A 24,650-nucleotide genomic window follows, 5' to 3' on the forward strand; every position below is an offset into this window, starting at 1 on the left:
ACACGCCTGGCCTTCTCCAACGGCGCCGGGAAGATCGAAGCATTGCCCGACTGCCCCTGCCCCTGATCGAATTGAATCGACGGATTTGGCGAATAAGCCGTCCATGACCCTATCGATTTAATCGAGTATTTCAGTATATTTCAATAATATCCATTTAGTGCATCAAATATTTCACCGCATCTATTTCGTGATTTTACCATTTTACTTGAACGATAGAGACGTCTGATAATCCTATCTGCACCTTCACTCGATTAAGGCTGTGTCACTTTAGCGCAAAATGAAAATATAAACGGGGGATATGAGAAATGCCTTTTGCTTATAGCACCGCCAGAGGACGTTCGGGCATCCGCAAAAGCTAGAGGCAGGTTTCCGATTTACGGGATTGTGAGGATCTCGGCCGCCATCCTAGACTGGCGCGACAGGTCGAGGTCGAGCAGAGCGCCGCCCGCCGCGTGAGGAGAGAATGCGGCCGTGATCGCGCTTGCCGTTCCTGTACACCGTCCGTCGGCGCCGGCCGTTCGACCCGCCCCACTGCCGGCTTCCATGCCTCGCACCGACACCATAAGGGCCTCATCATGAACACTTGCGGCACGATGACCCGGCGCCAGTTCGTCCTTCAATCCGTCGTCCTCGGCGGCGGACTGGCGATCGGCATGCGCGTGCTGCCCGAAAGCGCCGCCGCCAATGTCGGCGATCCCGCCGCCGGCGATATCGAGATGAGCGCCTGGCTTGCGATCGCGCCGACCGGGACGGTGATCCTTCAGACGCCGAAGGGCGAGGCGGGCAACGGCACCAACAGCTCCATGGTGCTGTATCTCAGCGAAGAACTGGGGTGCGATCCGACCAAGGTGAAACTGGAACCGGCGCAGGTCCGCCGGGACTTCCGGGAAAACAAGGTCTACTCACGGCCTGGCGGCCATGAAACATGGTTTGCCGGCCGATCGAACGAATTGCGCGAAGTGGTCCAGCAGGTCGGCGCCAGCGCCCGCGAGCGGCTGAAGGCCGCCGCCGCCGCGCAATGGAATGTCCCGGCCGCCGATCTCGTCTCGAAGGACAATGCGATCCTCGACCCCGCGTCGGGACGCCGGCTTGGCTATGGCGAACTGGCTGCCGCGGCCGCAGCGATCACGCTGTCGAAGGAGCCGGCGATCAAACCCCCGAGCGCATGGACCCTGATGGGCAAGCGGTCGGTCAAGCAACTCAATGCCGCATCGAAGGTCGATGGATCGGGCATCTATGGCATAGATTTCCACATGCCGGGCATGCTCTACGCGGCGGTCCGCCATGCGCCCGTACAAGGCGCAAGATTACGGTCGTTCGACGCGGCGGCGGTGAACTCCATGCCGGGCGTCGTAACCGTGATCGCGCTCGGGCCGGAGCACGACACGTCGACGCCCGTTACGTTCCAAAGCCGGTTGCGGGCTGCCGTCGTCGTGGTCGCCGACCATTATTGGAACGCCCGCAAGGCGCTCGACGCCCTGCCGGTGGAATGGGACGAGGGCGATCTCGCCACCGCCAGCAGCACCGGCTATCGCGATCAATATCTGGCGAGGCTCGATACGCCGGGCAAGGTCGCGAAATCGGTCGGCGATGTGCCGGCTGCCATGAAAACCGCGCGGACCGTGGTGGAGGCGACCTATGAATCGCCCTATCTGGAACATGCGCCCATGGAGCCGCTCAACGCGACGGCCCACGTCACCGCAGATCGCGTCGATCTATGGCTCTCCACCCAACAGCAGGAGAATGCCCGGATGGTCGCGGCGGAAGAATCCGGCCTCAGCGAAGACAGGATTTTCGTCCACCCGATGATGGTCGGCGGGCAGTTCGGACGGCGCAACCATAATGACGAAGTCCGGCAGGCGGTGGCGGTCGCCAAGGCCGTCGGCAGGCCGGTTAAACTCATCTGGGCGCGGGAGGAAATGATGCGGCAGGGCCGCTATCGCCCGAACGCGATCACGAAATTCCAGGCCGGGCTCGGTCCCGACGGACTGCCAACCGCCTGGTTCGTCCGACAGGCCGGCCACAGCTTCCAGTTGCAGCAGGACCCGAATTTCACCGGCTTCGACGTCATCGCCATGCGCCCGCTCTCGACCGAGAATGAATATAGCATCGACAATATACTGGTCGAATTTCACCCGATGGTGACGAATGTCATGGCCCACAGCTTCCGTGGGTCGGGGGCGGGTTTCCAGCTCGAATCCTTCGTCGATGAGGTCGCCCATGCCGGCGGCACGGACCCTGTGGAACTGCGGCGCTGGCTGCTGCGCAACGCCAAGGACCCGGGCTGGCTCAAGGTGCTGAACGAAGTCGCGGAAAAGGCCGACTGGGGCAAGCCGTTGCCCAAGGGGCGTGCGCAGGGCATCGCCATTATCCTCGACCATGGCAACATCAATGCCCAGATCGCCGAAGTCTCGGTCACGCCACAGGGCGACCTTACGGTCCACAGCATCGACGTCGCCTTCGACTGCGGCCATGTCATCAACCCGGACGGCGTCCGCGCGCAGATGGAAGGCGGCATCCTCTTCGGCCTCAGCAATGCCCTGCATGAGGAAATCACGATCGAAAAGGGCCGCGTGGTCCAGGGCAATTTCGACGATTATCCTTTGCTGCGGATCAACGAGGCCTGCGAGGTCCGCGTGCATTTCGGCGGCAACAGCGGCGGTGACAAATGCGCGCCCTGCGGCGAAGCGCCGGTGCCGCCGGTGACGCCGGCGGTCTGCAATGCCATATTCCGAGCCACGGGGAAGCGCGTGCGCTCCTTCCCGCTCAGCAGGCACGACCTGCGTTGGTCCTGAAGAATCGGGAAAGAAGGAAGGTCGAATTGAAACCCATCTCATTCAAGAATCGCGCGATCGACATGGCCGGAAATCTCTACGTTCCGGACGGTTTCGACGCGGGCAAGACCTATGCAGCCCTCGTCCTCGCTACGCCTGGCAGCAGCGTAAAGGAGCAGATCGGCGCGATCTACGCGGAGAAAATGGCGGCGCAGGGCTTTGTCGCGCTCACCTTCGACCCGTCCTACCAGGGCGAAAGCGGCGGCGAACCGCGCGACCTTGAAGACCCGGCGGCGCGTGTCGAAGATATACGGTGTGCAGTCGACTATCTCGTGACCCAGCCCTTCGTTGACGAAGAGCGCCTGGGCGTGCTCGGCATTTGTGCAGGTGGCGGCTACGCGGTTAATGCGGCGCTCACCGAACACCGTTTCAAGGCGGTGGGAACGGTCGTGGGCGGCAATATAGGGCGCGCCTTCCGCCAGATGTCGCCCAGGGAAGAGATGCTAAAGACGCTGGAGGCGGTCGGCAAGCAAAGGACGGCAGAGGCCCGCGGCGGCCCGCCCAGGCGCGATCCGTGGATTCCCGATAGTCTTGATGAAGCGCACGCCGCGGGCATTACCGACCCGGACCTGCTCAAGGCGATCGCATTCTACCGGGAATCCCGCTACACCCATCCCAACTCGACCAATCGGATCCTGTTCAGAAGCTTTGGCTATCTGCTGGGTTTCGATGCCTTCAACCTTGTGCCCGAACTGCTGACGCAGCCCCTTCAGGTCGTCGTCGGCGGCGTTCGTGGCAATACCGGCCAATATGAGCACGGGCAAAGTCTGTTCGATCTCGCGCCGACCGCAGACAAGGATTTCTTTGTCGTCGAAGGCGCGGGTCATTATGACATGTACCATATCCCCGACTATGTGAACCAGGCCGTCGGCCGGCTGGCACCCTTTTACGGCAGGCATCTTGGCGTAAAGCTGCGGTAGACGCACGCGTCTCCGACTGGCCGCACCTCCACCCTTGCGATGGATCGTAGCTGACGCCGGACCGGATCACGGGTGCCGGATTGGGTCGCGTCTGGGAATCAGCACGGCCTTGATGCAGTCGCCCCTGTGCTGGGCTGCCACTGCGGCATTGATCTCGCTCAGCCGATAGGTTCGCAAGAGCTTGTCGAACGGAAACCGCCCTGCGCGGTGGAGGGCGACCAGTTCGGGAATGGAGCCGTCCAGGTCGCTGTCGCCTCAATGATGCCGATGATCCGGTGACCATAGGTGATCAGCGCGGCGAGGTTGATCTTGATACTGTTGTCCGGCTTTGGCGGCACGCCGACAAAGCCCAGCATGCCATGGCTGCCGAGCGACGCCAGCGCGGCGTCCACCAGCGCCTCCCGCCCGCTGGTTTCCAGCGCGAATTCCACGCCGTCCGGCACGAGCGCGCAGATCGCGGCCGTCACGTCGCCCTCCGCAGCATCGATCGCATGGGTCGCGCCCAGATCGCACGCCATCGCCCGGCGCGAAGCCAGCGGCTCGACCAGGATGATCTTGACGCAGTCCCGGATCGACCGCAGCCATCACCGCCGCCTGGCCCACCGGGCCGCCGCCGAAGATCGCCACGGTCGATCCCGGCCCGCAATCCAGCGATCGCATGATCGCGCCCGCACCGGTTGATCTGCCCCCCGGTTAGTGGCCCAGAGACTATGATAGTCTGGACCACGAAAGGGTCGATGAATGCCGAACAAGAAGCACAAGCCGGAAGAGATTATCGGAAAGCTGCGTGAAGTTGAGATTGCGCTGGCGCAGGGAGCGAGCACGGCTGAAGCCTGCCGCCTATATGGCGAATCTACCCGCTCGCAGGTCGCGGTGTGCGAACGGCGGCTGTTGTCAGAGACCGTCGTTCAGCGCGCCGGCTCGGTATGACCGCTTCGTCCCAGCCCAAGTCTTTCCTACTCCGCCTTCCCGATGAATGCATCACGGGTTTCGAACGTCTTGATCTTTAGGCCGTAGCCTCGGTGCGATTGCGCTTGCCAAACAACGGCGAATCCCGAAAGAATCTTGGCAATGCGCACCGATACCGATCACCTTCCTGCGGCAAAGCAGCGCGAGCTTGAGCGCATCGTCGAGGTCATTTTCGAGGAGTTTCGCGACGCAATCGAGAATGCCACCGGCCCCCGGAAGGGCGCGCGCATCCTGAAGGTCGTCCTCTTTGGCAGCCATGCGCGGGGTGACTGGGTGGATGCGCCGCTGTCGGCAAACCAGTACAAGTCCGACTACGATATCCTCATCATTGTCAGCCAGAAGGAACTGACCGACCGGGCTGCTTACTGGGCCAAGGCGGAGGAGCGGCTGATCCGCGCCTACACAATCGAGAAGACGCTGCGCACGCCGGTCAATTTCATTGTCCATTCGCTGCACGAGGTGAATGACGGCCTCGCCCACGGCCGCGTCTTCTTCATGGAAGTCGCCAACGACGGGATCGCGCTTTACGAGACGGACGGCAGCGAACTGGCGACGCCCAAGCCGAAGACACCCCAGCAGGCGCTCGACACTGCAAGAGAGTATTTTGAAGAGAACTGCTCGGGTGCAGCTAGCTTCTTTCGTGGCTACGCCGACGCTCGTAGACATGGCGATTGGAAAAAGGCCGCCTTCGACCTTCATCAGGCGGCTGAACGTCTCTATCAGGGCCTATTGCTCACCCTGACTTTCTACACGCCATATAATCATAATATCGCCTTCCTGCGATCGCTGGCCGAAGGGCTAGACCGCCGCCTCTATGGCATCTGGCCTGGAGCCACGCACGGCGAACGCGCCATGTTCCAAAAGCTCAAGGAAGCCTACACCAAGGCCCGCTATTCCAAGCACTATCGGATCAGCGAAGAAGAATTGGCATGGCTTGGCGAACGCGTCGAGGAACTTGGCCGCGTCGTCCATCAGGTCTGCTCGGAACGGATCGCCGAACTGGAAGCCGCCGCCGGGAAATAGCGGTCCCGCCAGACAGCTTGCCCGGATTCCTCCAGTCTGGCATATTCGGCGGCACGGGATGGAAGGACTGGCGGCCATCCCGGGGATAACCCTGCTAGGCATTATGTAGGTCCGGCCGTTAAGGTCGGGCAGTTGCTGCAAGCCGCGATGGCGGCGCACAGCGGACACCGCTTGCACCATCCGCGCCCAGACGCGCGGACCGCTGGTGTGCGAGCTGCAAATGACACCCTCTATCGACGTTTACGCTCGCGAAGTGGTGATGGCGCGCGTCAATCATCTGGTCCGGCGCAAACAGAATGAGATCGAACGCATCGCGCGTATCATTCGCGCCTGCTTCGAGCCCGAAAAGGTCCAGGCGCCCCAGCCAGGGCAGATCAAACGGATCATCCTTATCGGCCCCTATGCGCGCCGGTCCTGGTATGAGGACCGGCAAACAATCCAGTTCTCGGATTATGAATTCTGGATCGTCGTCAACCATCCTGCCTTCCAGGATGAGCGTTGCTGGCAGCGGGTGCGCGCTGTCATCGACAGCGAATTGGGCAATCGATGCGCGGTCGATATCGATATACTTGCCAAGGCCGACATCCGCATCGCCAGGATCGAGCGCGACACCTTCATCCTTGATCGCATCGAAGCCGGCATCACGCTCTACCGCGCCTCGCGCGACGCCCCGCTGAACGATCGCGAATGTCGGTAGAGAAGGCAATGACCCCCTCCCGTTCTACGGCAGCCTTCGAGGCGCTTTACCGGACAGAATATGCGCGGGTTCTGCGTTTCTTCCGAAAGAGGGTGGGCGGAGACGATGCTCCTGACCTCGCGCAGGAGGTTTTCGTGAAGCTGTTCGCTGCGGGAGTTGTCGAACAAATCGAGAATCCGCCAGCCTATCTCACCCGATGCGCGCGCAACCTTCTTATCAGCCACGCGCGTCGCAGGGCGTCGGCACACATCGTCACCTGTCCGATCGACGAGGGTCGGGATGCACCGGCGCCTCCCGAGCAAACATGGGGAATTGAGGAGGGAGACATCCGAAGGGTTTATCGGCGGACACTGCTGGCCATGCCGCGCAAGACCCGCCGCATCTTCCTGATGCACCGGCTGAAATGCATGACCTATGCGGAGATCTCCGAGCAGGTCGGCATCGGCTACGCTGGCGTCGAATATCATATGACGCGTGCCCTGGCACGGTGCCGCATGACGGCTTCTGTGCATCGATTGTAGAATGGCTTCCTAGGCTCGCGATTGAGCGCCGCCAGCGGCGCGATCTTGCCACAGTTCTGGAGGGAGAAAGAGGCTCTGCCTCTCTCTCCCTGCAAGGTGCCGCTTTGGGGCCGTGGCTCGCTGCGCTGCGCCCGCACCACCCCCGGCACCGGACCTTGCCCCCACTCTCTCCGCCCCTCGCCGGGTCGGCAGGGGTCATGCGCGGCATGACCCGCTGCGCGGATTGGAAGGGAGTGAAGACGATGACCCAGAACACCGGCAAACAAGACCCGCACAGCCGTATCACCGACCGCATTTTGGCTGAACTTGAGCAAGGCACCCGTCCCTGGCTGAAACCGTGGAGCGGCGGTGACATGGCCAAGTCCGGGCAGACTCGACCCTTGCGCGCTACCGGCGAGTCCTATCGCGGGATCAACGTTCTTCTTTTGTGGATAGAGGCGCAGGCATCGGGTTTCGTCAGCCCGTCATGGATGACCTACAAGCAGGCGCAAGCCTTGGGCGCGCAAGTGCGCAAGGGGGAGCATGGCACAACCGTGGTCTATTATGGCGACAGCACAAAGACCCTACATGACGATTCCACGGGCGAGGATCGGGAACAGGGCTTCCGTTTCCTGAAGACCTATACCGTGTTCAACGTGGCGCAGATCGAGGGCTTGCCCGAACGATTCCATATCGTGCCTGAATCTGTGCCGGAGGTGGAGCGCATCGAAGCCGCCGAGGCATTCTTTGCCAGCATTCCGGCGACCGTGAACCATGGCGGCGACAGGGCTTACTACATCCCGTCGGCCGACCGCATCCAGCTACCGCCCTTCGCAGCTTTCCATGATGCCCACGGATATTATTCCACTAGGGGCCATGAGACCGTGCACTGGACTCGGCACGAGAGCCGCCTTGATCGCAACTTTGGCCGGGAGAGATGGGGCGATGAAGGGTACGCACGGGAGGAATTAGTAGCATTATCTGGACAGTCTGCACCGTGCCTCACGCACACTTGAACGGTATGTTTTGGCGCAACGCAGGGGGGCATCAGGCCGGATGAAGCGCTATCCATAAGCTGGCGTAATCCGGCCTGATGACCACCGTCCCGCAGGCGCGCAACGTGTGCGATCTGGAGTTGGGAGGGGGTCTGGGGGAGGGACTGACAAGCTGTGGATACTTCAGGTGCGTCGATCGTCATTCAGGAGCGCCGGACGGCGGATGGCCTGGACTCCTACATCCCGGTAATCCTGCGTGATGGTGCGATCTATGATCTCCACCTTGAGCGCTACTTCCTCGATTTGCCGCTGAACGGTTCGCGTTCGCGACACTCGTTGCGCGCCCATGGCTATGATGTTCTGGTCTGGGTTCGCTTTCTCGCTTCGGCCCGTGGCAAGTCTGTTTGGCAAGCCGATGCCAATGATGTCGGTGCCTATCATCGTGCCCGGCGGCGCAGCGATGCTGAGTTCCGGATTTCGGCATCGACGTGGAACCGGGCGATTGCCTCGCTCGACAAGCTTTATCGATGGGCCGAACGGGAGGGTCTGATCGAGCGTACACCTTTTACGCATCGTCAGGTCTGGCGACGATCGCACGATGGGCGCCGGGCGGCAGTCACGGGCCGCAATGACGCCTATGAGCGCGCAGCCCGTCGTTCCGACGTCCGTTTCATCGATCTCACCGATTACCGCGCCTTCCGGGAAGTTGGTTTGCGCGGCCTGACCGTTGAAGGGACCGAGCGTCCTGGAGCGCGTGACCGCAATGGCGCGCGCAACGCGCTGTTCGCCGATCTGCTGGTCACCACCGGCCTGCGCCTGGAAGAGGCATCCCACTTGCTCGCAGCTGAGATTCCGGTTTGCGACGCCCGCTCGGAACGTCAGCGGCGGGTCGAGCTTCCGGCGGCACTTACCAAGGGTGACAGGGGGCGAAGCATGCTGCTACCGCGCCGTTTGTTGCCGGTGTTTGACGCCTACATCGCCGTTGAGCGAGCGGCGGCCGTCGCCAAGTTCGCACAGCGCCGTGGCTGGGAAGCCATCGACCGCCCGATCTTCATCCACAGCCCCTCATTCGGGCAGCGCGCATTGCCTCTCGTTGGCGGTGGCACGATGGACATGGAGGTCGTCACACCGGATGAACGCGCAAGGCTTGTTATTTGCGCTGACGATGGAACGCCGCGCGAAGCCGCGGTCCTCTGGCTGACCGAGGTGGGCCATCCTGTGTTGCCCAACTCGTGGGAAGCGATCTTCGCACGGGCAAGCCGCCGTTGCACGGACGCAGGCATCCCGGTCCGGCTTAGCCCCCATCAACTCCGGCATTCCTTTGCAGTCCACATGCTGGCCATGCTGATCCAGCGCCGCCTCGCCGACGCAGCGGCACCAGTGGGCGCCATGGAAGGTTATCGCCAGCTGGTCGGCGATCCGCTTCAACAGGTCCAGCGATTGCTTGGCCATTCGAGCCTCGCGACGACCTCTATTTATCTGGATCACCTCGCCACGCGTGCCGATACCGTCGATGCGGCAGTCGAAGAGCTGTTGGCACTCGTACCAGGCTATCTTCGATCATGAGCGCTGCTCCACGCAAAGGACGCAAGGTCAGCTTCGAGACCGAGGCGGCTGCGCCCCAAGCCGATCCATGGTCGCAGATCAGCACGCTGCGCTTCATGATTCATCCCTTATATGGCGGCGAGCTGCTCGTCGATTTCACGGGCTTGCGGCCGCGCGGCCTGGCGCTCGCTTTTGCCCGGAGCCTGTTCAAGCTGGCCGCACCGCGCGGCCCCATCATGGTACGTTCCTCCCTCAAGACATACGCCAACCAGCTGCCAAGCTTCTTTGCCTACCTGGCCGGGACAGGCGACCGGATCAACGGCCCTGCTGACCTTCGCGCCCATCACATCGATGGATTTGAGACATGGCTCAGCGCGCAGGGCAAGTCTCGCGTGCATGGACAAACCTATGTCGCCAAGGTCGTTTCCGTCCTACGTCGCATCGCGGACGACAGCCCTGAGCTTGTCGATTGCGGCTTGCGGGAACGACTGCGCTACGTCAGCTCACACGCACACGTTCGTTCCCGTCCACGCGATGCCTACAGTCCGTATGTAGCCCGCCAGCTGCGCGATGCGGCACGCGCGGATATTGCTGCGATCGAGGCCCGCTTGCGATCGGGGCCACAGATCGATGAGGTGGCGCAGATCGATGGCGCATATTGCAAAGCCCATGCTGCCATCGAGACATACGGTGTTCTGGGCTACCGTGATCCCACGTTTCAGAGCCTGTACAAGCTGCGCAAAAAGCGCGATCTCACCAGTGACAGGCTTAACCTGAGCCTCCACGCAGCCCACTATCTTACTGCCGACGATATCGTCCCGCTTCTTGTTCTGCTCTTACTCGAGACAGGGCTTGAGCTGGAGTGCTGCAAGTCGCTCACCCTCGATTGTCTGCGCAATGCCGCAGGTGGTACCGTCGATATCGCCTACACCAAGCTGCGGGCACACGGTGCCGAGCACAAGACAATCCGGGTGCGTGATCGCGGCTCATCCACCCCTGGCGGTCTGATCCGACGCATCATCGCCCTATCGTCCAAGGCCAGGGTCCATAACTTTAGCGATAACCTTTGGGTCTATTTTCAGCCGGGCGAGATCACCGCAGGTATTCGTCAACTGCGCTTGAAGGTCAGTGCCTGGACGCAGCGCCATTGTATTACCGATGATCAGGGTAAACCGCTCCATCTGTGTCTTTCGTATCTGCGCAAGACGCACAAGGCCTTGTGGTATCTGAAGACCGAAGGCCACATGGCCCGCTTCGCCGTAGGTCATACCGTCGATATCGCGGCACGGCACTACGCCGATATTCCCTCCCTCAGACCGCTGCACGAGCAAACCGTGGCAGATGCCCTCGAAGAGGCGCTCGCTGGTCCAATGATCCTGCCTCCTCAAGACGAGGACCGGCTGCGCGGCAAGTTGGCAAGCCCTGATCCCGATGATGGGGGCATTTCAACCGCACTGCTCGATGGCGAACAAGACGTCTGGCTTGCAAGCTGTGGCAACTTCTATTCCAGTCCCTTCGCATCCGTCGGCACGCCATGCCCAACACCGTTCTGGGCCTGCCTCGATTGCCGCAACGCGGTCATTACCGCGCGCAAGCTGCCTGCCATTCTCGCCTTTCTCTCCTTCGTCGACGCTCAGCGGATCGGCCTGAGTGCCGCTGATTGGACCGCCAAGTTTGGTCATGCCCATGATCGCATCGTTCAGCAGATCCTGCCTGCCTTCGCCGAAGGCGTCGTGGCAAGGGCCCGTGCGCAAGTCGCGAACGACCCTCCCACGGTCTATCTGCCGCCAGAGGCACGGGTATGACCGTTGTCCAGCTTCTGGCGGAGAGCGACGATGAGCGCGATGCCCTCCCTGTGCTTATGTCCGCGCCTTTGCGCCCCGGCTGCGATCGCGCGCATATTTCACGATACGGCGATCCGGTGTGGGATCTGGCTCCCGGCGTATTTCGCGACAACGCGCGGCGCTGCCATGTCACGGTACATTTCGGCGGTATTGAAGACCCATCTATTGCTGATGCCCTGCGCCAGATTCTCCATGCGCGGCTCAATGTCGATCTCCCCGGTCACCGTTCGCGGCTTGAGCCGGCCGGGGTGCGCGGCGAGGCCAACCGGACCTTGCGCTTTTTCGACTTCGTGAAGGCTCAGCTGGGGCGTTTCGATCTCGGCCGGGTCGATCAGGCTCTGGTCGATCGCTACGCCGGATCTTTGCGCCTTGCCGGGCTGCGCCCAGTTGTAGCGGCAGCGCTGCTGCGGATCGTCTTTGACCTGCACGAGTTGCAGCATCATCTGCCGACTGCGCACCTGTCCTTCGAACCGTGGCCGGGACGAAGTCCGTTTTCCGTGGCGGGCGCAAAGCATATTGCAGGGGAGAACCGGACGCCGCGCATTCCCGAATCGATCATGACGCCGCTGCTCTCCTGGTCGTTGCGCTACGTGACCTGCCACGCAGGCGATATCCTTGCCGCACGGGCGGAACTCGATCGCCTTGAAGCAACGCGCAACCGTCTGATTGCCGCTGGGGAAGGTCTGGATCCCGCTGTTCGTCGGTTACGGCAACGCGAACGCCTTCTCGACTATGTTGCATCCTTGCGGCAGCATGGGCGCGGCATTCCGATCTGGACCACGGCACATAACGGCGCAACGCGAACAGACCCGCAAACCGGCGCCGTCACGCCGCCGATCAACTACCACCTGATCCACCTCCATGCCGGTATCAACGCGCAGGCCGAACCTGCCATGCACCTTGGCCTCGCCACCGGTGCACCAGACCTCATCGCCGCTGCCATCGCAGAACTCGGCACCGAGATCGGCGGCATGGATACGCCCATTTCTGCCGATCCCGATACTGGCCTGCCTTGGCGCACCCGCTTCGATGCCAAGGTTTTGCCCCTCGAGGAAGTCATGCTGCAGTCCGCAGCCTATATCGTATGTGCCTTTCTCTCAGGCATGCGGGACAGCGAGATCCAAGCCATGAGGCAGGGATGCCTGTCTATTACCAAAGCCGAAGACGGTACGATCTTGCGGCATCGTATCAAGTCCACTGCTTACAAGGGCAAGCGCGGCGGCGGCGAGGAGACCGAGTGGGTTACCATCGCGCCAGTCGCTGAAGCCATCGATGTCCTCGAACGCCTTTCCGCGCGTGCAGGGCAAGCGCGCGGAACAACGACCCTGTGGCCAGTCCTCACGCTCCGGGCCAATACCAAGACGCACGTCTCTGCAGAGATAGTCCGGCAACTCAACCGGTTCCGCGATCACCTCAATGACCAATTCGGATCCGCGCAGGCACCCGTCATTCCTGCCGGACCCGACGGCCGACCATGGCGTCTGACAACGCGTCAGTTTCGCCGCACAATCGCCTGGCACATCGCCAACCGGCCCTTCGGAACAATTGCCGGCATGATCCAGTACAAGCATGCCAGCGTTGCGGCTTTCGAAGGCTATGCTGGCAGCAGCCGGTCCGGATTTCGGGGAGAGATCGAAGCCCAGCGTGCGCTCGGGCAGATCGACGATATCCTTGTCTACTTCGACGAGCGGCAAAGTGGCGCACGCCTTGGCGGACCTGCCGCGAACAGGGTCGGAGTTGTGCTTGATACTGCCGCCCACGAGTTGGCGCCGCTACCTGCCATGATTGCCGACCGTCCACGTCTGCGCACCATGCTGGGCAGTCTCGCGCGGACATTGCATGTCGGCCCGCTGGCCGATTGCTTCTTTGATCCGGCAACTGCCCTGTGCCTGAACCGGAGTTCGGAGCCAGGCGCAAGCGGGCCAATGATCTCCATGTGCGAACCGGTCCGCTGCCCCAATGCCTGCATCGCCGAACGGCATCGCCCGGCATGGCAGCGCGGTGCTGATGAGGCACGGTTGTTGTTGCGCGAGAAGCGGCTTCCAGAGCCGCAGCGGGTGACGCTTCAGGCCGAGGTGGCCAGAATCCAGCGTGTTCTTGAACAGATCGCACCGGGTACCGCCACACCGCATAACGGTATGGCGGGAGAGGAAGAGGAGGCGGGTTTGCGGGTGACGGATTGAAGGAGCGGAAGACAGTTTCCCTCCGCCCGTCGTGGAGACCTGCCATGTCCCGATCCTACCCTGCTACGCCGCGAGCCGACGTCTATTCGCGCATTACTACCGAGATTGTATGTGCCATCGAAGCCGGTGCCGGCGATTGGCGTATGCCCTGGCACCATGATGGCGCTGCCACCACCAGGCCGCAGAACGTCACCTCCCGCCGCCGCTATCGCGGCGTCAACGTGCTCGCGCTCTGGATCGCAGCCGAAGCGGCTGCCTATTCCAGCGGTCTTTGGGGGACCTATCGCCAGTGGGCATCGCTTGGCGCACAGGTCCGCAAAGGTGAACGCGGAACGACGGTTGTGTTCTGGAAACAGGCCGCATCGCGCACCGATGATGATCATGACGATGGCGAAGCCGGACCCGGCCGCATGTTCGCGCGGGCCTTCACCGTGTTCAACCTCGCCCAGGTCGAGGGCTATGAACCCTCACCTGTCGCAGTTCTACCCGAGGGCGAGCGGTTCGGGCACGCCGAAGCTTTCGTCGCGGCCCTCAAGATCCCGGTCACCGAGGGCGCCTACGATGCGCACTACCGGATCGACCTCGATCACATCTTCATGCCGACCTTTGCCTCGTTTCGGGATGCATCAGCACAGATGGGCACGCTTTTGCATGAGGCGGCCCACGCCACAGGGGCAAAGCACCGGCTCGACCGCAACTTTGCCGAACGTTTCAAGCGCGACAGCTTGGCGATCGAGGAAATTTGCGCTGAACTGACCGCATCGTTCGTGCTCGCCGACCTCGGGATCGCTCACCATCCGCGGGCCGATCATGCCGCCTACGTAGCATCGTGGTTGCGCGCACTCAAAGACGACCCTCGTGCCATCTTCACCGCCGCCAGCAAGGCGCAGGCGGCCGCCGACTGGATGCACGCCCAGCAGCCCCAGCCTGAGGAGATGGCCGCATGATCCGCGCCCCGAAAATTTGCGGTGGAAGTCACATTAGGGCTGGACTGTCAGGATATATCGCGGAACTAGGCGCTGCCTTCCTGGCCGCCGATCTGGGGCTTTGTATTGAGCCGCGCCCTGATCATGCCAGCTATATCGCAAGCTGGATCAAGGTGCTGCAAAACGACACCCGCGCCATTGTCCTAGCCGCCGCCCATGCCGAACGCGCCGTTGCTTATCTGCACCAACTGGCGGCCACAGAAGCGATCGAGAAAGCAGCGTAGATTATTTTGATGAGGCCGCCCCAAGAAGGGGCGGCCCCTTCGCTTGTCCCACCCACCGACCCCATGCGCGGGCCGCTCCCTTCGATCGCGGCTAATTGGTTTCAGGCAGCAAGCGTTGATATCGAAGCCCGCTTTCCACCCGCACGCGGCGCGACGGAAATCTTCACCCGAACGTCCCGGTTGAGCCGGTCGAGAATGCGCGCCTCTCCGCCGCGCTTCGCAGTGCCGAGAAAGACGGTCGCACGCTTATCGTTTCGCCCTTCCGGACACCATGGGCCAGACCACCGCCCGCACGGCAGAGCAGCGCAACCGCTACATCCTAACTTTATGTGAAAGCATCCTGATCGCTCACGCTTCGCCGGGCAGAAAGGCCGAAGCCTTGGCGCATAAGGCGAAAGCATTGGGCTTGCCGATCTTCACCTTGCCATCGGCCTCCAATTTTCATTTACTGGCCATTGGGGCAGAAGTCGTTCCCGAATAGCGGGACGGAAGCAGGGGGTTACGTGGCAAAGGCGGAAGCATCAGTCGAAGAACTCGTGGGCATGGTTGAGCGTGGAGAACTTCGGTTGCCAGAGATGCAAAGGCAATATGTCTGGCGGTCTCCGCGCGTTCGCGATCTGATGGACTCGCTTTATCGCGGTTATCCATCGGGAGCGATCCTGTTGTGGGAGACCGACGAGGCCGTTCCGCTTCAAGATATGGCGATTAGCCAGGCGGAAAACTCCTATGCCACGACGCGCCTGCTGCTGGATGGCCAACAGCGCCTGACTTCCCTGTCTGCCATCATCCGGGGTGAGCCGGTAAAAGTTCGCGGACGGGTGAAGCCGATCGAATTGCTGTTCAACCTCGAACACCCCGAACGGCAGGAAGTTATCACGGAAGTCGATGAGGACGCCGACGAAGAGGCAACCGAGACGGACGAGGTGGATTCGACTGAGGACGATCTCCAAAGGCGGTTTGAGCGGATGACCTTCGTTGTAGCCACCAACAAACTCGCCGCACTGGCCCAATGGGTGAAAGTGTCGGAGGTGTTCAAGAGTGACAGCGATACGAGCTTCTTGAAAAGCGCAGGCGTCACTGGCTTCGATGATCCGCGATATGAGAAATATAGCAAGCGGCTCGCCCAGCTTCGCCGTATCCGCAAATATGTCTATCGCATGGATGTCCTCGAACGGTCGTTGACCTATGAGGAAGTCACCGAAATTTTCGTGCGCGTGAACTCGCTGGGTGCGAAGCTGCGCAGCTCCGATTTGGCGCTGGCGCAGATCACGGCACGGTGGCGGCACAGCCTCGAGATTTTCCAAAAGTTCCAGACCGAATGCGCCAAGCTGGGCTTCGATCTGGACCTTGGCATCCATCTGAAAACACTGATTGCCTTCGCAACTGGGCAATCACGGTTTCTGACAGCGGGACGGCTATCGCTCGATGTGCTCCAGACTGGCTGGAAGGAGGCAACCGAGGGAATGCGGTTCGCCATCAACTTCCTCAAGAGCAATGTCGGCATCGATGGCCCAGCGCTGCTCTCCTCGCCGTTCCTGATGATCGTGGTCGCCTATTTCGGACACGCCAAGGGATATGCATTGTCTCCTGAAGAATCCGACCGCTTGCGGCAATGGGCATTGTTGGCCAACGCAAAGGGGAGGTTTTCACGCGGTTCCAGTGAGACCATTCTCGATCAGGATTTGGGCATCATATCAAAGGGCGGCTCAGCCGACGCACTCATCGATCGGGTTCGGCTGCAATTCGGTAGGCTCAACATCACGCCCGAAGACCTCGAGGGGCGCGATCAGCGCAGTTCGCTCTTCAAGACGATGTTCCTTACCTTTAGGGCGCTTGGCGCGAAAGACTGGACCTCGAATCTGCAAATCTCGCTGGATCATTCGGGTTCACAGCATCGGCTTCAATTTCACCATTTCTTTCCCAAGGCGCTGCTTACCAAAAACGGCTTTTCGTCACGCGATGCAGATGATGTCGCCAATCTGACTTTCATTGGCGGACGCACCAATCGCAAGATCAGCGACAAGGCTCCGTCGATTTATCTCGCCGACTTTCTGACCAAGCAGGGGCCGGGTTTACTCGCGCTGCAAGGTATCCCATCAGAACCTGAGTTGCTCGAAGTCGGGAGCTATCGTGCCTTCCTTGAAGCGCGGCGGGTGCTGCTGGCGAAGGCAGTTAATGAGTTTCTAGGTGTGACGGACGAGTAGGTCTATCTTTGCCAAAACGCTCGATCACAGATGAGGAAATCAGTTTGATCAAAGCCATGCTCCGCATGGGGATGAAGAACAAGGATATCCAGTTCTACTTCAATCGGCAGGATCGGGCGGTGAATTCTGGCCGGATCACCGGCATTCGAGACCGCAGCTATGGACCGGAAATCGCCGCCGCCAGCGAGGACGAGGCGAAGGCGTTCATGGCGAGCTTCACGCCATCGGCTGTCGTTTCCCCGGTGTTTGTCGCCGCGCCGGTTCCCGCAAAGCCTGCCGACCCGATTTGCGAAGCGGTTCTCCGGTCCTTTTTCGCCAAAGGCAGCGACGATATCTGGCGATGCATAGCGGGTGAATCTGACGAGTTCGAGTGCAAGGAGAATTTCAATCTCAAGGGCTTTGGCAAACCGCTGAAAACCATCGCCGGGTTCGCCAACCATCGCGGCGGCTATCTTTTTTTTGGGGTGAAGGACAAGCCGGACGGCTTTTCCGTCTGCGGCCTCAAGGATGATCGTTTCACCGATACTGACCAGAATAAGTTCAGCCAGACTATCCGCGCTGCGCTAGAGCCGACACCCCGCTTCCGTGTCGCAACGTTGAAACTCGATGAACTGATCGTGGGCGTGATCCACGTTGAGGCGCACAACTCCAAGCCGGTGATCGCAGGCAAGACTGAAAACGAACTGATCGAAGGGTTCATCTACTATCGCTATCCCGGCGAAACCCGGCCAATCTGCTACGCCGATCTTCGTGCGATCCTTGATGAACGTGACAGGCAGAGCCGCGAATCAATCATGCCTATGGTTCAGCGCCTGCTAGGCGACGTGGACAAATTCAGGTCAGAGCTTTGAAGCGAACGGCGGTTGATCACCCATAACGATGCCGATCTTGGCGCTCAGATGCACCGGCAAGGCTTGGACCAGCCCAAACATCTGGTCGTCAGGAAGCGGACTGAAAATCAATACACTCAACCCACCATCATCCGTTTTGATGGCCGCCGGGGAATAGCCGCGCGCTTCGAGGTGCGCGATGGCAGCAGCTTCATTTTCGGGAAGGACGCTAAATCTCGTGGGTATTGCCTTTGCCATGGAGTATATTTGCCGCCTATTTGACAAGGACGCAATTGACGCGAACGCTGTTGATTGATTCAAGGCTGCTTTTTGGAGGCAGGCTTGAGCAGGGGCGATCTCACCGAAGCGGAATGGTGCGTTCTGAAAGGCCTGTTGCCCATAGAGCCTGAAAATCGCGGGCGAGGCAGGCGACCAGGGCAGAACCGCTCGATCATCAACGGCATCCTATGGCGACTCCGTTGCGGTGCACCGTGGCGCGACGTGCCGCCAAAATACGGAAGTTGAAACACCATCTATCGCCGCTTCCGGCGATGGAGCGAGGCCGGGGTCTGGGAGACCGTCGCTGTAACGCTGGCCGAGATCATGGCGGACAGCGGTTACTATAGCATCGACAGCACTACAGTCCGCGCCCACGTCTCGGCAGCGGGCGGAAAAGGGGGACTCATCGACGCGCTCTTGGCCGCTCGCGGGGCGGGTTCACCAGTAAGCTTCACTGCCTGGCCGATGCCCTCGGACGACCGCTCGCCTTCCTGCTAACGGGCGGCGAAGCGGCAGATTGTCGGGCGTATGATGCTCTGATCGACCTGCCTGAGCGGGTGCCCGATGCCTTCCTTGCAGACAAAGGCTATGATGCAGACGCGATCCGCGCCGACCTAACCGCGCGGAACATTGACGCCGTCATTCCCGGTCGATCAAACCGCCGCGTGAAGATCGACTACGACCTGACGCTCTACCGACAGCGCAACCGCATCGAGCGCATGTTCGGCCATCTCAAGATCAACCGCGCCATCGCCACGCGCTATGACCAACTGGCCAACAGCTTCCTCGGCATGGTCCATCTCGCCACCGCCAGATGCTGACTCAAATTTGTCCACGCCGCCTAGAGCTTGGCCCGCAGGATGCCATGGTTGCCAATCTGGCTGATGGCCAGTTGGAAGGTGGGCAGCGGTCGATATTGATCGATCCGAAATCGCTGGAGCAGATCAAGTTCATCCGGGAAGGCGAGTTCAATGAGGTGGATGGCGCACCGACGCTTCGCGTCATCGGCGATGCCCAGACCGTCCCTGCTGAAATATTGTCTCCAGTAAGGACGGTGCGTGAGGAAGTGACCGTGGACGCCATCCTGCGAAATTTCATCAACCGCACACCCGTCGAGCAGCCACTGTCATATTTCAAACAGGTAAGTCACGAGCAGGGTTACACACTTCCGATTTTCTATTACTTGCATCTCGCTGGGCAGTCTCGCAAGGAAGCAGCGGCAACGTTGCGGTCCTACAAGAACGCTCGCGAAAATTCGCGCGTTGAGATTACTAAGCTGCTCAATGGCAAGAGAACCCTGCATTTAAAGTTGGGCAGTACGCGCGGCGCTACGTTCAATCGCATTTACAACGATCCAGAAACAACGATTGCCACTTACCAGCAAGCGAAGGATGTATGCTCCGCATTAACGGGAATGTGGGAGGCAGATGCCCCCAAATTCGATCATTTCCATAGTCTGCTACAGATGAGCCTGGCCGTTTGGGAAGCAAGCGACAATGACAGAGACTTGCTTGGATATATTCGCCGGGCCGCCTCTCGCCTCGACGAACTGGAATATGGCGCCCTAGTACCGAACGAATAGGGGCCTCGTTGGGGGCACATTCATATCGCGAATAGTGTTAATTAGTTGAGTATACGTGGCAATATCGCCTTATTTCGATTCCGGCTCGGCTCCATTCCTTCCCGAATGCCCGGCTTTTCAGAGCGCCCGATGGCGCGGCAGGGAAGATTGGCCATCGACGTGCGGACCCTGCCGCCGGCATTTCGCCGATGCGCGATTCTCCCCAACCCCTATTTTCGACAAAATGACGCGGGCATGTCACACAGACGAATGCTGCGTCGTCATGGCGGTATCCACCACGATGAAAGGAACCGAACCATGAACGACCGCACCAACATCTATTCCGCTGGCGGCCCCCTCTTCAAAGCCTGGTATGACCTGTCCATGCAGGTGGAGAAATGCGGCCTTGAGAAGAGCCTTCTGGAACTGGTCAAGATCCGCTCGTCCCAGATCAACGCCTGCGCCAACTGCCTCAACATCCACACGTCCGATGCGAGCAAGGCAGGCGAGGCGGAGCAGCGCATCCATCTGGTCGCCGCGTGGGAAGAAGCCCCCTGCTACACCCCGCGCGAGCGGGCCGCTCTGGGCTGGACCGAGCATCTGACGCAGGTCGCCACCAAACGCGCGCCCGACCATGTCTTCGCCGCGCTCGAGGCGGAGTTCAGCCCGGAAGAACAGGTGCAACTGACGCTGGCGATCAACGTCATCAATGGCTGGAACCGGCTGGCGGTCGGCTTCCATCTCTACGATCCGGCGCTGGGCTGGGCCGAGTGACGGACGAAAGCGCCGCGGCCTTCGACGCGCAGCGAGCCACTTTGCTGCGCGTCGCCTATCGCATGCTCGGGTCGATGGCCGATGCGGAGGATGTGCTTCAGGAAGCCTTCATCCGCTGGGCCGGGGCGGACAGGGAAGCGGTGCGCGTCCCCGCCGCGTTTCTCCGCCGCATGGTGACGCGGCTGTGCCTCGACCATCTCAAATCCGCGCGGGTGCGGCGCGAAGACTATGTCGGGCCGTGGCTTCCTGAACCGGTCGTGGAGGCGGAGCCTACGGAGGATGTCACGCTTCCCCTGATGCTCGCGCTCGAACGCCTTTCTCCGCTCGAGCGCGCGGCATTTCTGCTGCACGATGTGTTCGCAGAGACGTTCGACGATGTCGCGCGATCCATTGGCAGGGACGCCGCCGCATGCCGTCAGCTCGCCGCCCGCGCGAGGGAACATGTGCGCAGCGAGCGGACGCGCTTTCCGGTGGACCGCGACCGCGGGCTGGCGATCGCATCGGCTTTTTACGAAGCGTCGCGGGATGGCGATGCAGCCAGACTGAGCGCGCTGCTCGCGGACGATGTCCGCTTCTATTCAGACGGCGGCGGCAGGCGCCCTGCAGCTGGCCGTATTCTGGACGGCGCGGTCGAGGTCATGCGCGGTCTGTCAGCCATTTCCCGGCTGCGGCGCGGTATGCCCGAACTGGTCAGACGGGCATTCGTGAATGGCCTGCCCGGCTTTGTCACGAAAGAGGCGGACGGAATCTTGCAGACGACGGCGCTGCTGATCGAGGATGGCCGGGTGAAGGCAATCTATGTGATGCGCAATCCCGACAAGCTCCGGCATGTGGAGGGCGCGCCCCACTGACTCCGGGTTCAGATGATGCCGATGAGCAGAAAGATCGCGACCCACACCGGGACGGCGATCATCATGCCGATCAGGATTCCGTGGATGCTCCGGGGCGCAATCGCCCGATGGCCATAGTCCAGCATGTTTCTCTCCTGTTCTGAGAAACAACGACGAATCTGCGGCTCCGTTCCCCAAATCTTTTGAAAAACAATCGCCTATCCTTCGACACCCGATGCACCGCCCCTATCCGGCGTATCCAGCAGCGCCGCGATAGCGGGCGAAACGGGTCCGCCCCGCCGCTCCAGCGCATCGATCGTCGCGCGCGCCATCGCACGATAGGCTGGCAGCATTTCGGGGCAGTCTCTTTCCAGCGCCGCCAGATGATCCGCCACCGTCCCGGCGTCGCCGCGCAGCAGCGGGCCGGACAGCGCCGCCATCCCCCGGTCGAGACTGTTGTCGAGCGCCGCCCGCGTCAGCGGAGCGAGCAGCGCGCCCGGCTCCTCCACTCCCGCCGCTTCCAGCGCGGCCCGCGCCCCGGCGATCAGCGTCACCAGATGGTTGGCGGCGTGGGACAGAGCGGCATGATAAAGCGTCCGATGCGCCTCCGCCACCGCAACCGGCACTCCGCCCAGCCGCCGCACCAGCGCCTGCGCCAAAGCCATCGCTTCGTCATTCGCAGCCGTCACGGCGAAGCACGCGCCCGCCATCCGCGCGACTTCGGTGGACGTGTCCCCCGTGAAGGTCATCGCCGGATGGATCGCCGCTGTCAGCGCACCCCGATACGCCAGCGGGTCAAGCACCGCCGCGCCGCTCCGTCCGCTCACATGAAAGATGAAAGTGCCGGGCCGCACCGCGCCCGTCAGATCGGCCACCACCGTTTCCAGAGCATCGTCCGCCACCGCCAGCGCGACGATGTCGCATTGCGCGCAGAGCACCGCCGGACTCTCCGCCCCCTGCCCGCCGGTCATCGCCGCCGCCGCGTCCCGCCGCGCAGGATCGCGGCCCCATATCTTCACCGGCGCACTCGCCGGATCGCGCAACGCCAGCGCCACCGCGCGCGCAACGCGCCCCGTTCCCACCACGCCGATCCGGCGTCCGGTCCAAAAATCCGCTCCGAAATCCGACATGCCGCTCTCGACTTCTTGCCGCCGCGCTTTAATCTCCACCCCATGATGAAACTCTTTATCGGCAACAAGGCCTATTCGAGCTGGTCGCTGCGGGGCTGGCTGGCGTGCAAGCTGTCGGGCCTTCCGTTCGAGGAAGTCACCGTTCCCCTCTATGACGAGGCGTGGGAGAAGCGGCGCGAGGGCGACGAGTTCGCGCCGTCTTCGGGCAAGGTGCCGATCCTGTGGGACGGCGACGACATCGTCGTGTGGGACAGCCTCGCCATCGTCGAATATCTGAATGACAAAACGGACGGCGACCTGTTCTGGCCCGCCGATCCCGCCGCGCGCGCCATGGCCCGTTCCATGGCCGCCGAAATGCATTCCAGCTTCGCCGCGCTCCGGCGCGAGCACAGCATGAACATCCGCCGCATCTTCGACGCTGTCCCGCCCTCCGACGCCGTGGCGCAGGACATCGCCCGCATCATGCAGCTCTGGGCGCAGGCGCGCGCGCGTCACGGCGGCGACGGCGAGTATCTTTTCGGGGACTTTTCCGCCGCGGACCTGATGTTCGCGCCGGTCGTCACCCGCTTCATCACCTATCAGCTTCCCGTCGCCCGCTTCGCCGAAGCCTATATGCGCGCTATCATCGCGCATCCGTGGATGCAGGAATGGATCGGCGGCGCGCAGGCGGAAGACTGGGTGATCGACCGCTTCGAAATCCCGCCCCAGATCGCCTGACATGAGCGATACCGCGCCCGAGACGAAGGAGGCCGCCGCGATCCGCCGCCGCTGGATCACGCTGGGCGAAAGCGTCGCGGTGCTCGCGGTCGTGATTTCGGCCGTCACCCTCTATCTCAACTGGGCGGACAAGCGTGAGGAACGCGCGGAAAAAGCGGGCGAGAGCCGCAAGGCTTCGGCCCGCGCCGCGAAGCTGGTCCTGCGCGCCGCCTCGGTCGGGGACGACCGCATCGCGCTCGCCGCCAGCGATCCGGCGCAGATCATCCAGAGCCAGACGATCCGATTCCCCGCCGCCCTCGCCCTTGCGCCCGTCGACACAAGCGGCGACGCCCGGATCGAGGCGGGGTGGTTCGACGGGGCGCTCAAGAAGGCGCGCGCCAGGGCGAAGCTGCCCGACGAGAGTGTCGGCGACGAGCGGCTGCCGGTCGCCATCGCGACCCGCTTCACCGCGGGCGGCGACACCCATGAGAGCGTCGCGCTCTACGACATCGGCTATGGCATCAAGGGCGGCTGGATCGCGGGGCACAGCCTGACGTTGCGCGGCGTCGCCCGCGTCGAAGGGCTTTCCGCGACGGGAGCGCAGGTGGCGGTCGATGCGCGCTGGGCGCGGCTGACAGCGAAACGGCCCTAGCCCTGCTTTGCCCCCTGAAACCTAAAAGCGCTTTGTGGCGCGCCGTCCGATGGACGATGTGGCATTCATGACCATAGACTTCTTACACGCCGTTGCGGGGCTGCTCGTCGGCCTGCTCGTGGGCCTCACCGGCGTGGGCGGCGGATCGCTGATGACGCCGCTGCTCGTCCTCTTCTTTGGCTATTCGGCCAAGACGGCGGTCGGCACCGATCTGCTTTTCGCCGCCATCACGAAGATCGCCGGGTCCGCCGTCCATGGATCGCGCGAAAGCGTGGACTGGGCCATCGTGCGGCGCATGATGCTGGGCAGCGTGCCCGCCGCGCTGGTCACGCTGTTCCTGCTCTCGCAAGTGGGAGAAGTGGGCCAGTCCACCGAAAAGATCATCCTGACCACGCTCGCCTCCCTGCTGGCCCTTACCGCCGTGGGCGTGTTGGCGCGAAGCTGGCTGTTCCGTCACCGCGACGTCGTCGATCCGCCCAAGTCACGAACGGGCATCTTCGTCAGCACCACGTTGCTCGGCGCCTTTCTGGGCGCGGCGGTGACGGTTTCGTCGGTGGGCGCTGGGGCCATCGGCGTCACCGTGCTGCTGACGCTCTATCCCCGGCTTCAGGTGTCGCGGATCGTCGGGTCGGACATCGCCCATGCGGTGCCGCTGGCCCTGATCGCGGGCACCGGCCACTGGCTGATGGGCGACGTCGACGGCACGCTGCTGACGAACCTGCTGATCGGTTCGATCCCCGGCGTGATCGTCGGCAGCTACCTCTCGTCGCGCGCGCCCGACCGGCTGCTCCAGCCTCTGCTCGCCGCCGTTCTGGCCGTGTCGTCCTGGCAGTTGTTCGTCAAGGCCCGCGCGGCCGAAGCGCCGCGCGTTCACACCGCTCAGCCCGCCCTGCCGACGAAAAAGCCCGGCGCGCTCTGAAAGCATTTTCAGGTTGACCGTTCACGGTCAACGACTCGGAAAATGCGACCTCAAA

General features: G+C 62.0%; 24 protein-coding genes and 1 pseudogene. 22 read left to right on the forward strand and 3 right to left on the reverse strand.

The window, feature by feature from the left end; all coding sequences use genetic code 11:
• The first annotated feature begins 593 nt into the window (after positions 1-593).
• Positions 594-2,795 (forward strand): xanthine dehydrogenase family protein molybdopterin-binding subunit, encoded by a 2,202-nt coding sequence (locus SAMIE_RS10855; protein WP_066701222.1) that lies wholly within the window; start codon positions 594-596, stop codon positions 2,793-2,795.
• A gap of 26 nt (positions 2,796-2,821) precedes the next feature.
• Positions 2,822-3,754: an alpha/beta hydrolase gene (locus SAMIE_RS10860; RefSeq protein WP_197724632.1), complete on the forward strand. Its 933-nt coding sequence runs from the start codon at positions 2,822-2,824 to the stop codon at positions 3,752-3,754.
• 158 nt (positions 3,755-3,912) lie between these two features.
• Here SAMIE_RS10860 and SAMIE_RS23780 read toward each other — a convergent pair whose 3' ends face one another.
• The gene (locus SAMIE_RS23780; RefSeq protein WP_232037216.1) at positions 3,913-4,272 is read right to left on the reverse strand and encodes a zinc-binding dehydrogenase; all 360 of its coding nucleotides are present in this window, start codon (positions 4,270-4,272) and stop codon (positions 3,913-3,915) included.
• 223 nt (positions 4,273-4,495) lie between these two features.
• Here SAMIE_RS23780 and SAMIE_RS10870 point away from each other — a divergent pair, with 223 nt between their 5' ends.
• The 13 genes from SAMIE_RS10870 (at position 4,496) to SAMIE_RS10930 (ending at position 17,775) form a co-directional block, all read left to right on the forward strand.
• Positions 4,496-4,684 (forward strand): transposase, encoded by a 189-nt coding sequence (locus SAMIE_RS10870; protein WP_066701223.1) that lies wholly within the window; start codon positions 4,496-4,498, stop codon positions 4,682-4,684.
• A gap of 141 nt (positions 4,685-4,825) precedes the next feature.
• On the forward strand, positions 4,826-5,746 hold the full coding sequence (locus SAMIE_RS10875) for a HEPN domain-containing protein (RefSeq protein ID WP_066701224.1): 921 nt from the start codon (positions 4,826-4,828) through the stop codon (positions 5,744-5,746).
• A gap of 205 nt (positions 5,747-5,951) precedes the next feature.
• A complete protein-coding gene (locus tag SAMIE_RS10880) occupies positions 5,952-6,443 on the forward strand; it encodes a hypothetical protein (protein WP_232037217.1) in 492 nt (163 codons plus the stop codon).
• On the forward strand, positions 6,434-6,964 hold the full coding sequence (locus tag SAMIE_RS10885) for a sigma-70 family RNA polymerase sigma factor (RefSeq protein ID WP_083952533.1): 531 nt from the start codon (positions 6,434-6,436) through the stop codon (positions 6,962-6,964). Before SAMIE_RS10880 ends, SAMIE_RS10885 begins: the two co-directional genes overlap by 10 nt.
• Before the next feature lie 242 nt (positions 6,965-7,206).
• Positions 7,207-7,959, forward strand: a complete 753-nt coding sequence (locus SAMIE_RS10890; protein WP_126516928.1) for an ArdC family protein — start codon at positions 7,207-7,209, stop codon at positions 7,957-7,959.
• 153 nt (positions 7,960-8,112) lie between these two features.
• Entirely contained in the window at positions 8,113-9,504 is a 1,392-nt protein-coding gene (locus tag SAMIE_RS10895) for a tyrosine-type recombinase/integrase (RefSeq protein ID WP_030538911.1), read from the forward strand.
• On the forward strand, positions 9,501-11,288 hold the full coding sequence (locus SAMIE_RS10900; RefSeq protein WP_030538912.1) for a hypothetical protein: 1,788 nt from the start codon (positions 9,501-9,503) through the stop codon (positions 11,286-11,288). Before SAMIE_RS10895 ends, SAMIE_RS10900 begins: the two co-directional genes overlap by 4 nt.
• Positions 11,285-13,510, forward strand: a complete 2,226-nt coding sequence (locus SAMIE_RS10905; RefSeq protein WP_030538913.1) for a site-specific integrase — start codon at positions 11,285-11,287, stop codon at positions 13,508-13,510. The genes SAMIE_RS10900 and SAMIE_RS10905 overlap by 4 nt, the downstream gene beginning before the upstream one ends.
• Positions 13,511-13,554: 44 nt before the next feature.
• A complete protein-coding gene (locus tag SAMIE_RS10910) occupies positions 13,555-14,457 on the forward strand; it encodes an ArdC family protein (RefSeq protein ID WP_030538914.1) in 903 nt (300 codons plus the stop codon).
• Positions 14,454-14,720, forward strand: a complete 267-nt coding sequence (locus SAMIE_RS10915; protein WP_126516819.1) for a zincin-like metallopeptidase domain-containing protein — start codon at positions 14,454-14,456, stop codon at positions 14,718-14,720. The genes SAMIE_RS10910 and SAMIE_RS10915 overlap by 4 nt, the downstream gene beginning before the upstream one ends.
• A 271-nt stretch (positions 14,721-14,991) precedes the next feature.
• On the forward strand, positions 14,992-15,201 hold the full coding sequence (locus SAMIE_RS10920) for an LOG family protein (protein ID WP_126516820.1): 210 nt from the start codon (positions 14,992-14,994) through the stop codon (positions 15,199-15,201).
• Between the two features lie 22 nt (positions 15,202-15,223).
• On the forward strand, positions 15,224-16,924 hold the full coding sequence (locus SAMIE_RS10925) for a GmrSD restriction endonuclease domain-containing protein (protein ID WP_066704291.1): 1,701 nt from the start codon (positions 15,224-15,226) through the stop codon (positions 16,922-16,924).
• Positions 16,925-16,968: 44 nt separating this feature from the next.
• A complete protein-coding gene (locus SAMIE_RS10930) occupies positions 16,969-17,775 on the forward strand; it encodes an AlbA family DNA-binding domain-containing protein (RefSeq protein ID WP_066704294.1) in 807 nt (268 codons plus the stop codon).
• Here the strand turns inward: SAMIE_RS10930 and SAMIE_RS10935 are convergent.
• Entirely contained in the window at positions 17,764-18,012 is a 249-nt protein-coding gene (locus SAMIE_RS10935; protein ID WP_066704297.1) for a hypothetical protein, read from the reverse strand. The two genes, SAMIE_RS10930 and SAMIE_RS10935, sit on opposite strands and share 12 nt — an antisense overlap.
• An 84-nt stretch (positions 18,013-18,096) precedes the next feature.
• On the opposite strand from SAMIE_RS10935, the pseudogene SAMIE_RS10940 reads away from it, so the two are divergent.
• From SAMIE_RS10940 to SAMIE_RS10955, 4 genes and pseudogenes are all read left to right on the forward strand, one after another.
• Positions 18,097-18,854, forward strand: a pseudogene (locus SAMIE_RS10940) (IS5 family transposase).
• Between the two features lie 44 nt (positions 18,855-18,898).
• Complete coding sequence (locus SAMIE_RS10945) at positions 18,899-19,615, forward strand: hypothetical protein (RefSeq protein ID WP_066704373.1); 717 nt, start codon at positions 18,899-18,901, stop codon at positions 19,613-19,615.
• 297 nt (positions 19,616-19,912) lie between these two features.
• Positions 19,913-20,368: a carboxymuconolactone decarboxylase family protein gene (locus SAMIE_RS10950; RefSeq protein WP_066699513.1), complete on the forward strand. Its 456-nt coding sequence runs from the start codon at positions 19,913-19,915 to the stop codon at positions 20,366-20,368.
• Positions 20,365-21,219, forward strand: coding sequence for a sigma-70 family RNA polymerase sigma factor (locus tag SAMIE_RS10955; protein WP_408641228.1), 855 nt, complete (start codon positions 20,365-20,367; stop codon positions 21,217-21,219). Before SAMIE_RS10950 ends, SAMIE_RS10955 begins: the two co-directional genes overlap by 4 nt.
• Before the next feature lie 197 nt (positions 21,220-21,416).
• Here the strand turns inward: SAMIE_RS10955 and SAMIE_RS10960 are convergent, their stop codons facing one another.
• Entirely contained in the window at positions 21,417-22,328 is a 912-nt protein-coding gene (locus tag SAMIE_RS10960; protein WP_066699511.1) for a Rossmann-like and DUF2520 domain-containing protein, read from the reverse strand.
• A gap of 42 nt (positions 22,329-22,370) precedes the next feature.
• Between SAMIE_RS10960 and SAMIE_RS10965 the strand changes: the two genes are divergently transcribed.
• From SAMIE_RS10965 to SAMIE_RS10975, 3 genes are all read left to right on the forward strand, one after another.
• Positions 22,371-23,045, forward strand: a complete 675-nt coding sequence (locus tag SAMIE_RS10965) for a glutathione S-transferase family protein (RefSeq protein WP_066699471.1) — start codon at positions 22,371-22,373, stop codon at positions 23,043-23,045.
• 1 nt (position 23,046) lies between these two features.
• Positions 23,047-23,676 (forward strand): hypothetical protein, encoded by a 630-nt coding sequence (locus tag SAMIE_RS10970; RefSeq protein ID WP_066699467.1) that lies wholly within the window; start codon positions 23,047-23,049, stop codon positions 23,674-23,676.
• Between the two features lie 67 nt (positions 23,677-23,743).
• Entirely contained in the window at positions 23,744-24,595 is an 852-nt protein-coding gene (locus SAMIE_RS10975; protein WP_066699506.1) for a sulfite exporter TauE/SafE family protein, read from the forward strand.
• Positions 24,596-24,650: the final 55 nt, after the last annotated feature.

This window comes from Sphingobium amiense (assembly GCF_003967075.1).
GTDB classification, from domain to species: Bacteria; Pseudomonadota; Alphaproteobacteria; order Sphingomonadales; family Sphingomonadaceae; genus Sphingobium; species Sphingobium amiense.

Excerpts from the sequence above, each read along its gene's own strand:
- SAMIE_RS10885 (WP_083952533.1), top strand. The coding sequence starts at position 6,434 with ATGTCGGTAGAGAAGGCAATGACCCCCTCCCGTTCTACGGCAGCCTTC.
- SAMIE_RS10855 (WP_066701222.1), top strand. The coding sequence starts at position 594 with ATGACCCGGCGCCAGTTCGTCCTTCAATCCGTCGTCCTCGGCGGCGGA.
- SAMIE_RS10965 (WP_066699471.1), top strand. The coding sequence starts at position 22,371 with ATGATGAAACTCTTTATCGGCAACAAGGCCTATTCGAGCTGGTCGCTG.
- SAMIE_RS10920 (WP_126516820.1), top strand. The coding sequence starts at position 14,992 with ATGGGCCAGACCACCGCCCGCACGGCAGAGCAGCGCAACCGCTACATC.
- SAMIE_RS10905 (WP_030538913.1), top strand. The coding sequence starts at position 11,285 with ATGACCGTTGTCCAGCTTCTGGCGGAGAGCGACGATGAGCGCGATGCC.
- SAMIE_RS10960 (WP_066699511.1), bottom strand. The coding sequence starts at position 22,328 with ATGTCGGATTTCGGAGCGGATTTTTGGACCGGACGCCGGATCGGCGTG.
- SAMIE_RS23780 (WP_232037216.1), bottom strand. The coding sequence starts at position 4,272 with ATGGCGTGCGATCTGGGCGCGACCCATGCGATCGATGCTGCGGAGGGC.
- SAMIE_RS10935 (WP_066704297.1), bottom strand. The coding sequence starts at position 18,012 with ATGGCAAAGGCAATACCCACGAGATTTAGCGTCCTTCCCGAAAATGAA.
- SAMIE_RS10915 (WP_126516819.1), top strand. The coding sequence starts at position 14,454 with ATGATCCGCGCCCCGAAAATTTGCGGTGGAAGTCACATTAGGGCTGGA.
- SAMIE_RS10875 (WP_066701224.1), top strand. The coding sequence starts at position 4,826 with ATGCGCACCGATACCGATCACCTTCCTGCGGCAAAGCAGCGCGAGCTT.
- SAMIE_RS10975 (WP_066699506.1), top strand. The coding sequence starts at position 23,744 with ATGACCATAGACTTCTTACACGCCGTTGCGGGGCTGCTCGTCGGCCTG.
- SAMIE_RS10970 (WP_066699467.1), top strand. The coding sequence starts at position 23,047 with ATGAGCGATACCGCGCCCGAGACGAAGGAGGCCGCCGCGATCCGCCGC.
- SAMIE_RS10900 (WP_030538912.1), top strand. The coding sequence starts at position 9,501 with ATGAGCGCTGCTCCACGCAAAGGACGCAAGGTCAGCTTCGAGACCGAG.
- SAMIE_RS10870 (WP_066701223.1), top strand. The coding sequence starts at position 4,496 with ATGCCGAACAAGAAGCACAAGCCGGAAGAGATTATCGGAAAGCTGCGT.
- SAMIE_RS10945 (WP_066704373.1), top strand. The coding sequence starts at position 18,899 with ATGGTTGCCAATCTGGCTGATGGCCAGTTGGAAGGTGGGCAGCGGTCG.
- SAMIE_RS10950 (WP_066699513.1), top strand. The coding sequence starts at position 19,913 with ATGAACGACCGCACCAACATCTATTCCGCTGGCGGCCCCCTCTTCAAA.
- SAMIE_RS10910 (WP_030538914.1), top strand. The coding sequence starts at position 13,555 with ATGTCCCGATCCTACCCTGCTACGCCGCGAGCCGACGTCTATTCGCGC.
- SAMIE_RS10890 (WP_126516928.1), top strand. The coding sequence starts at position 7,207 with ATGACCCAGAACACCGGCAAACAAGACCCGCACAGCCGTATCACCGAC.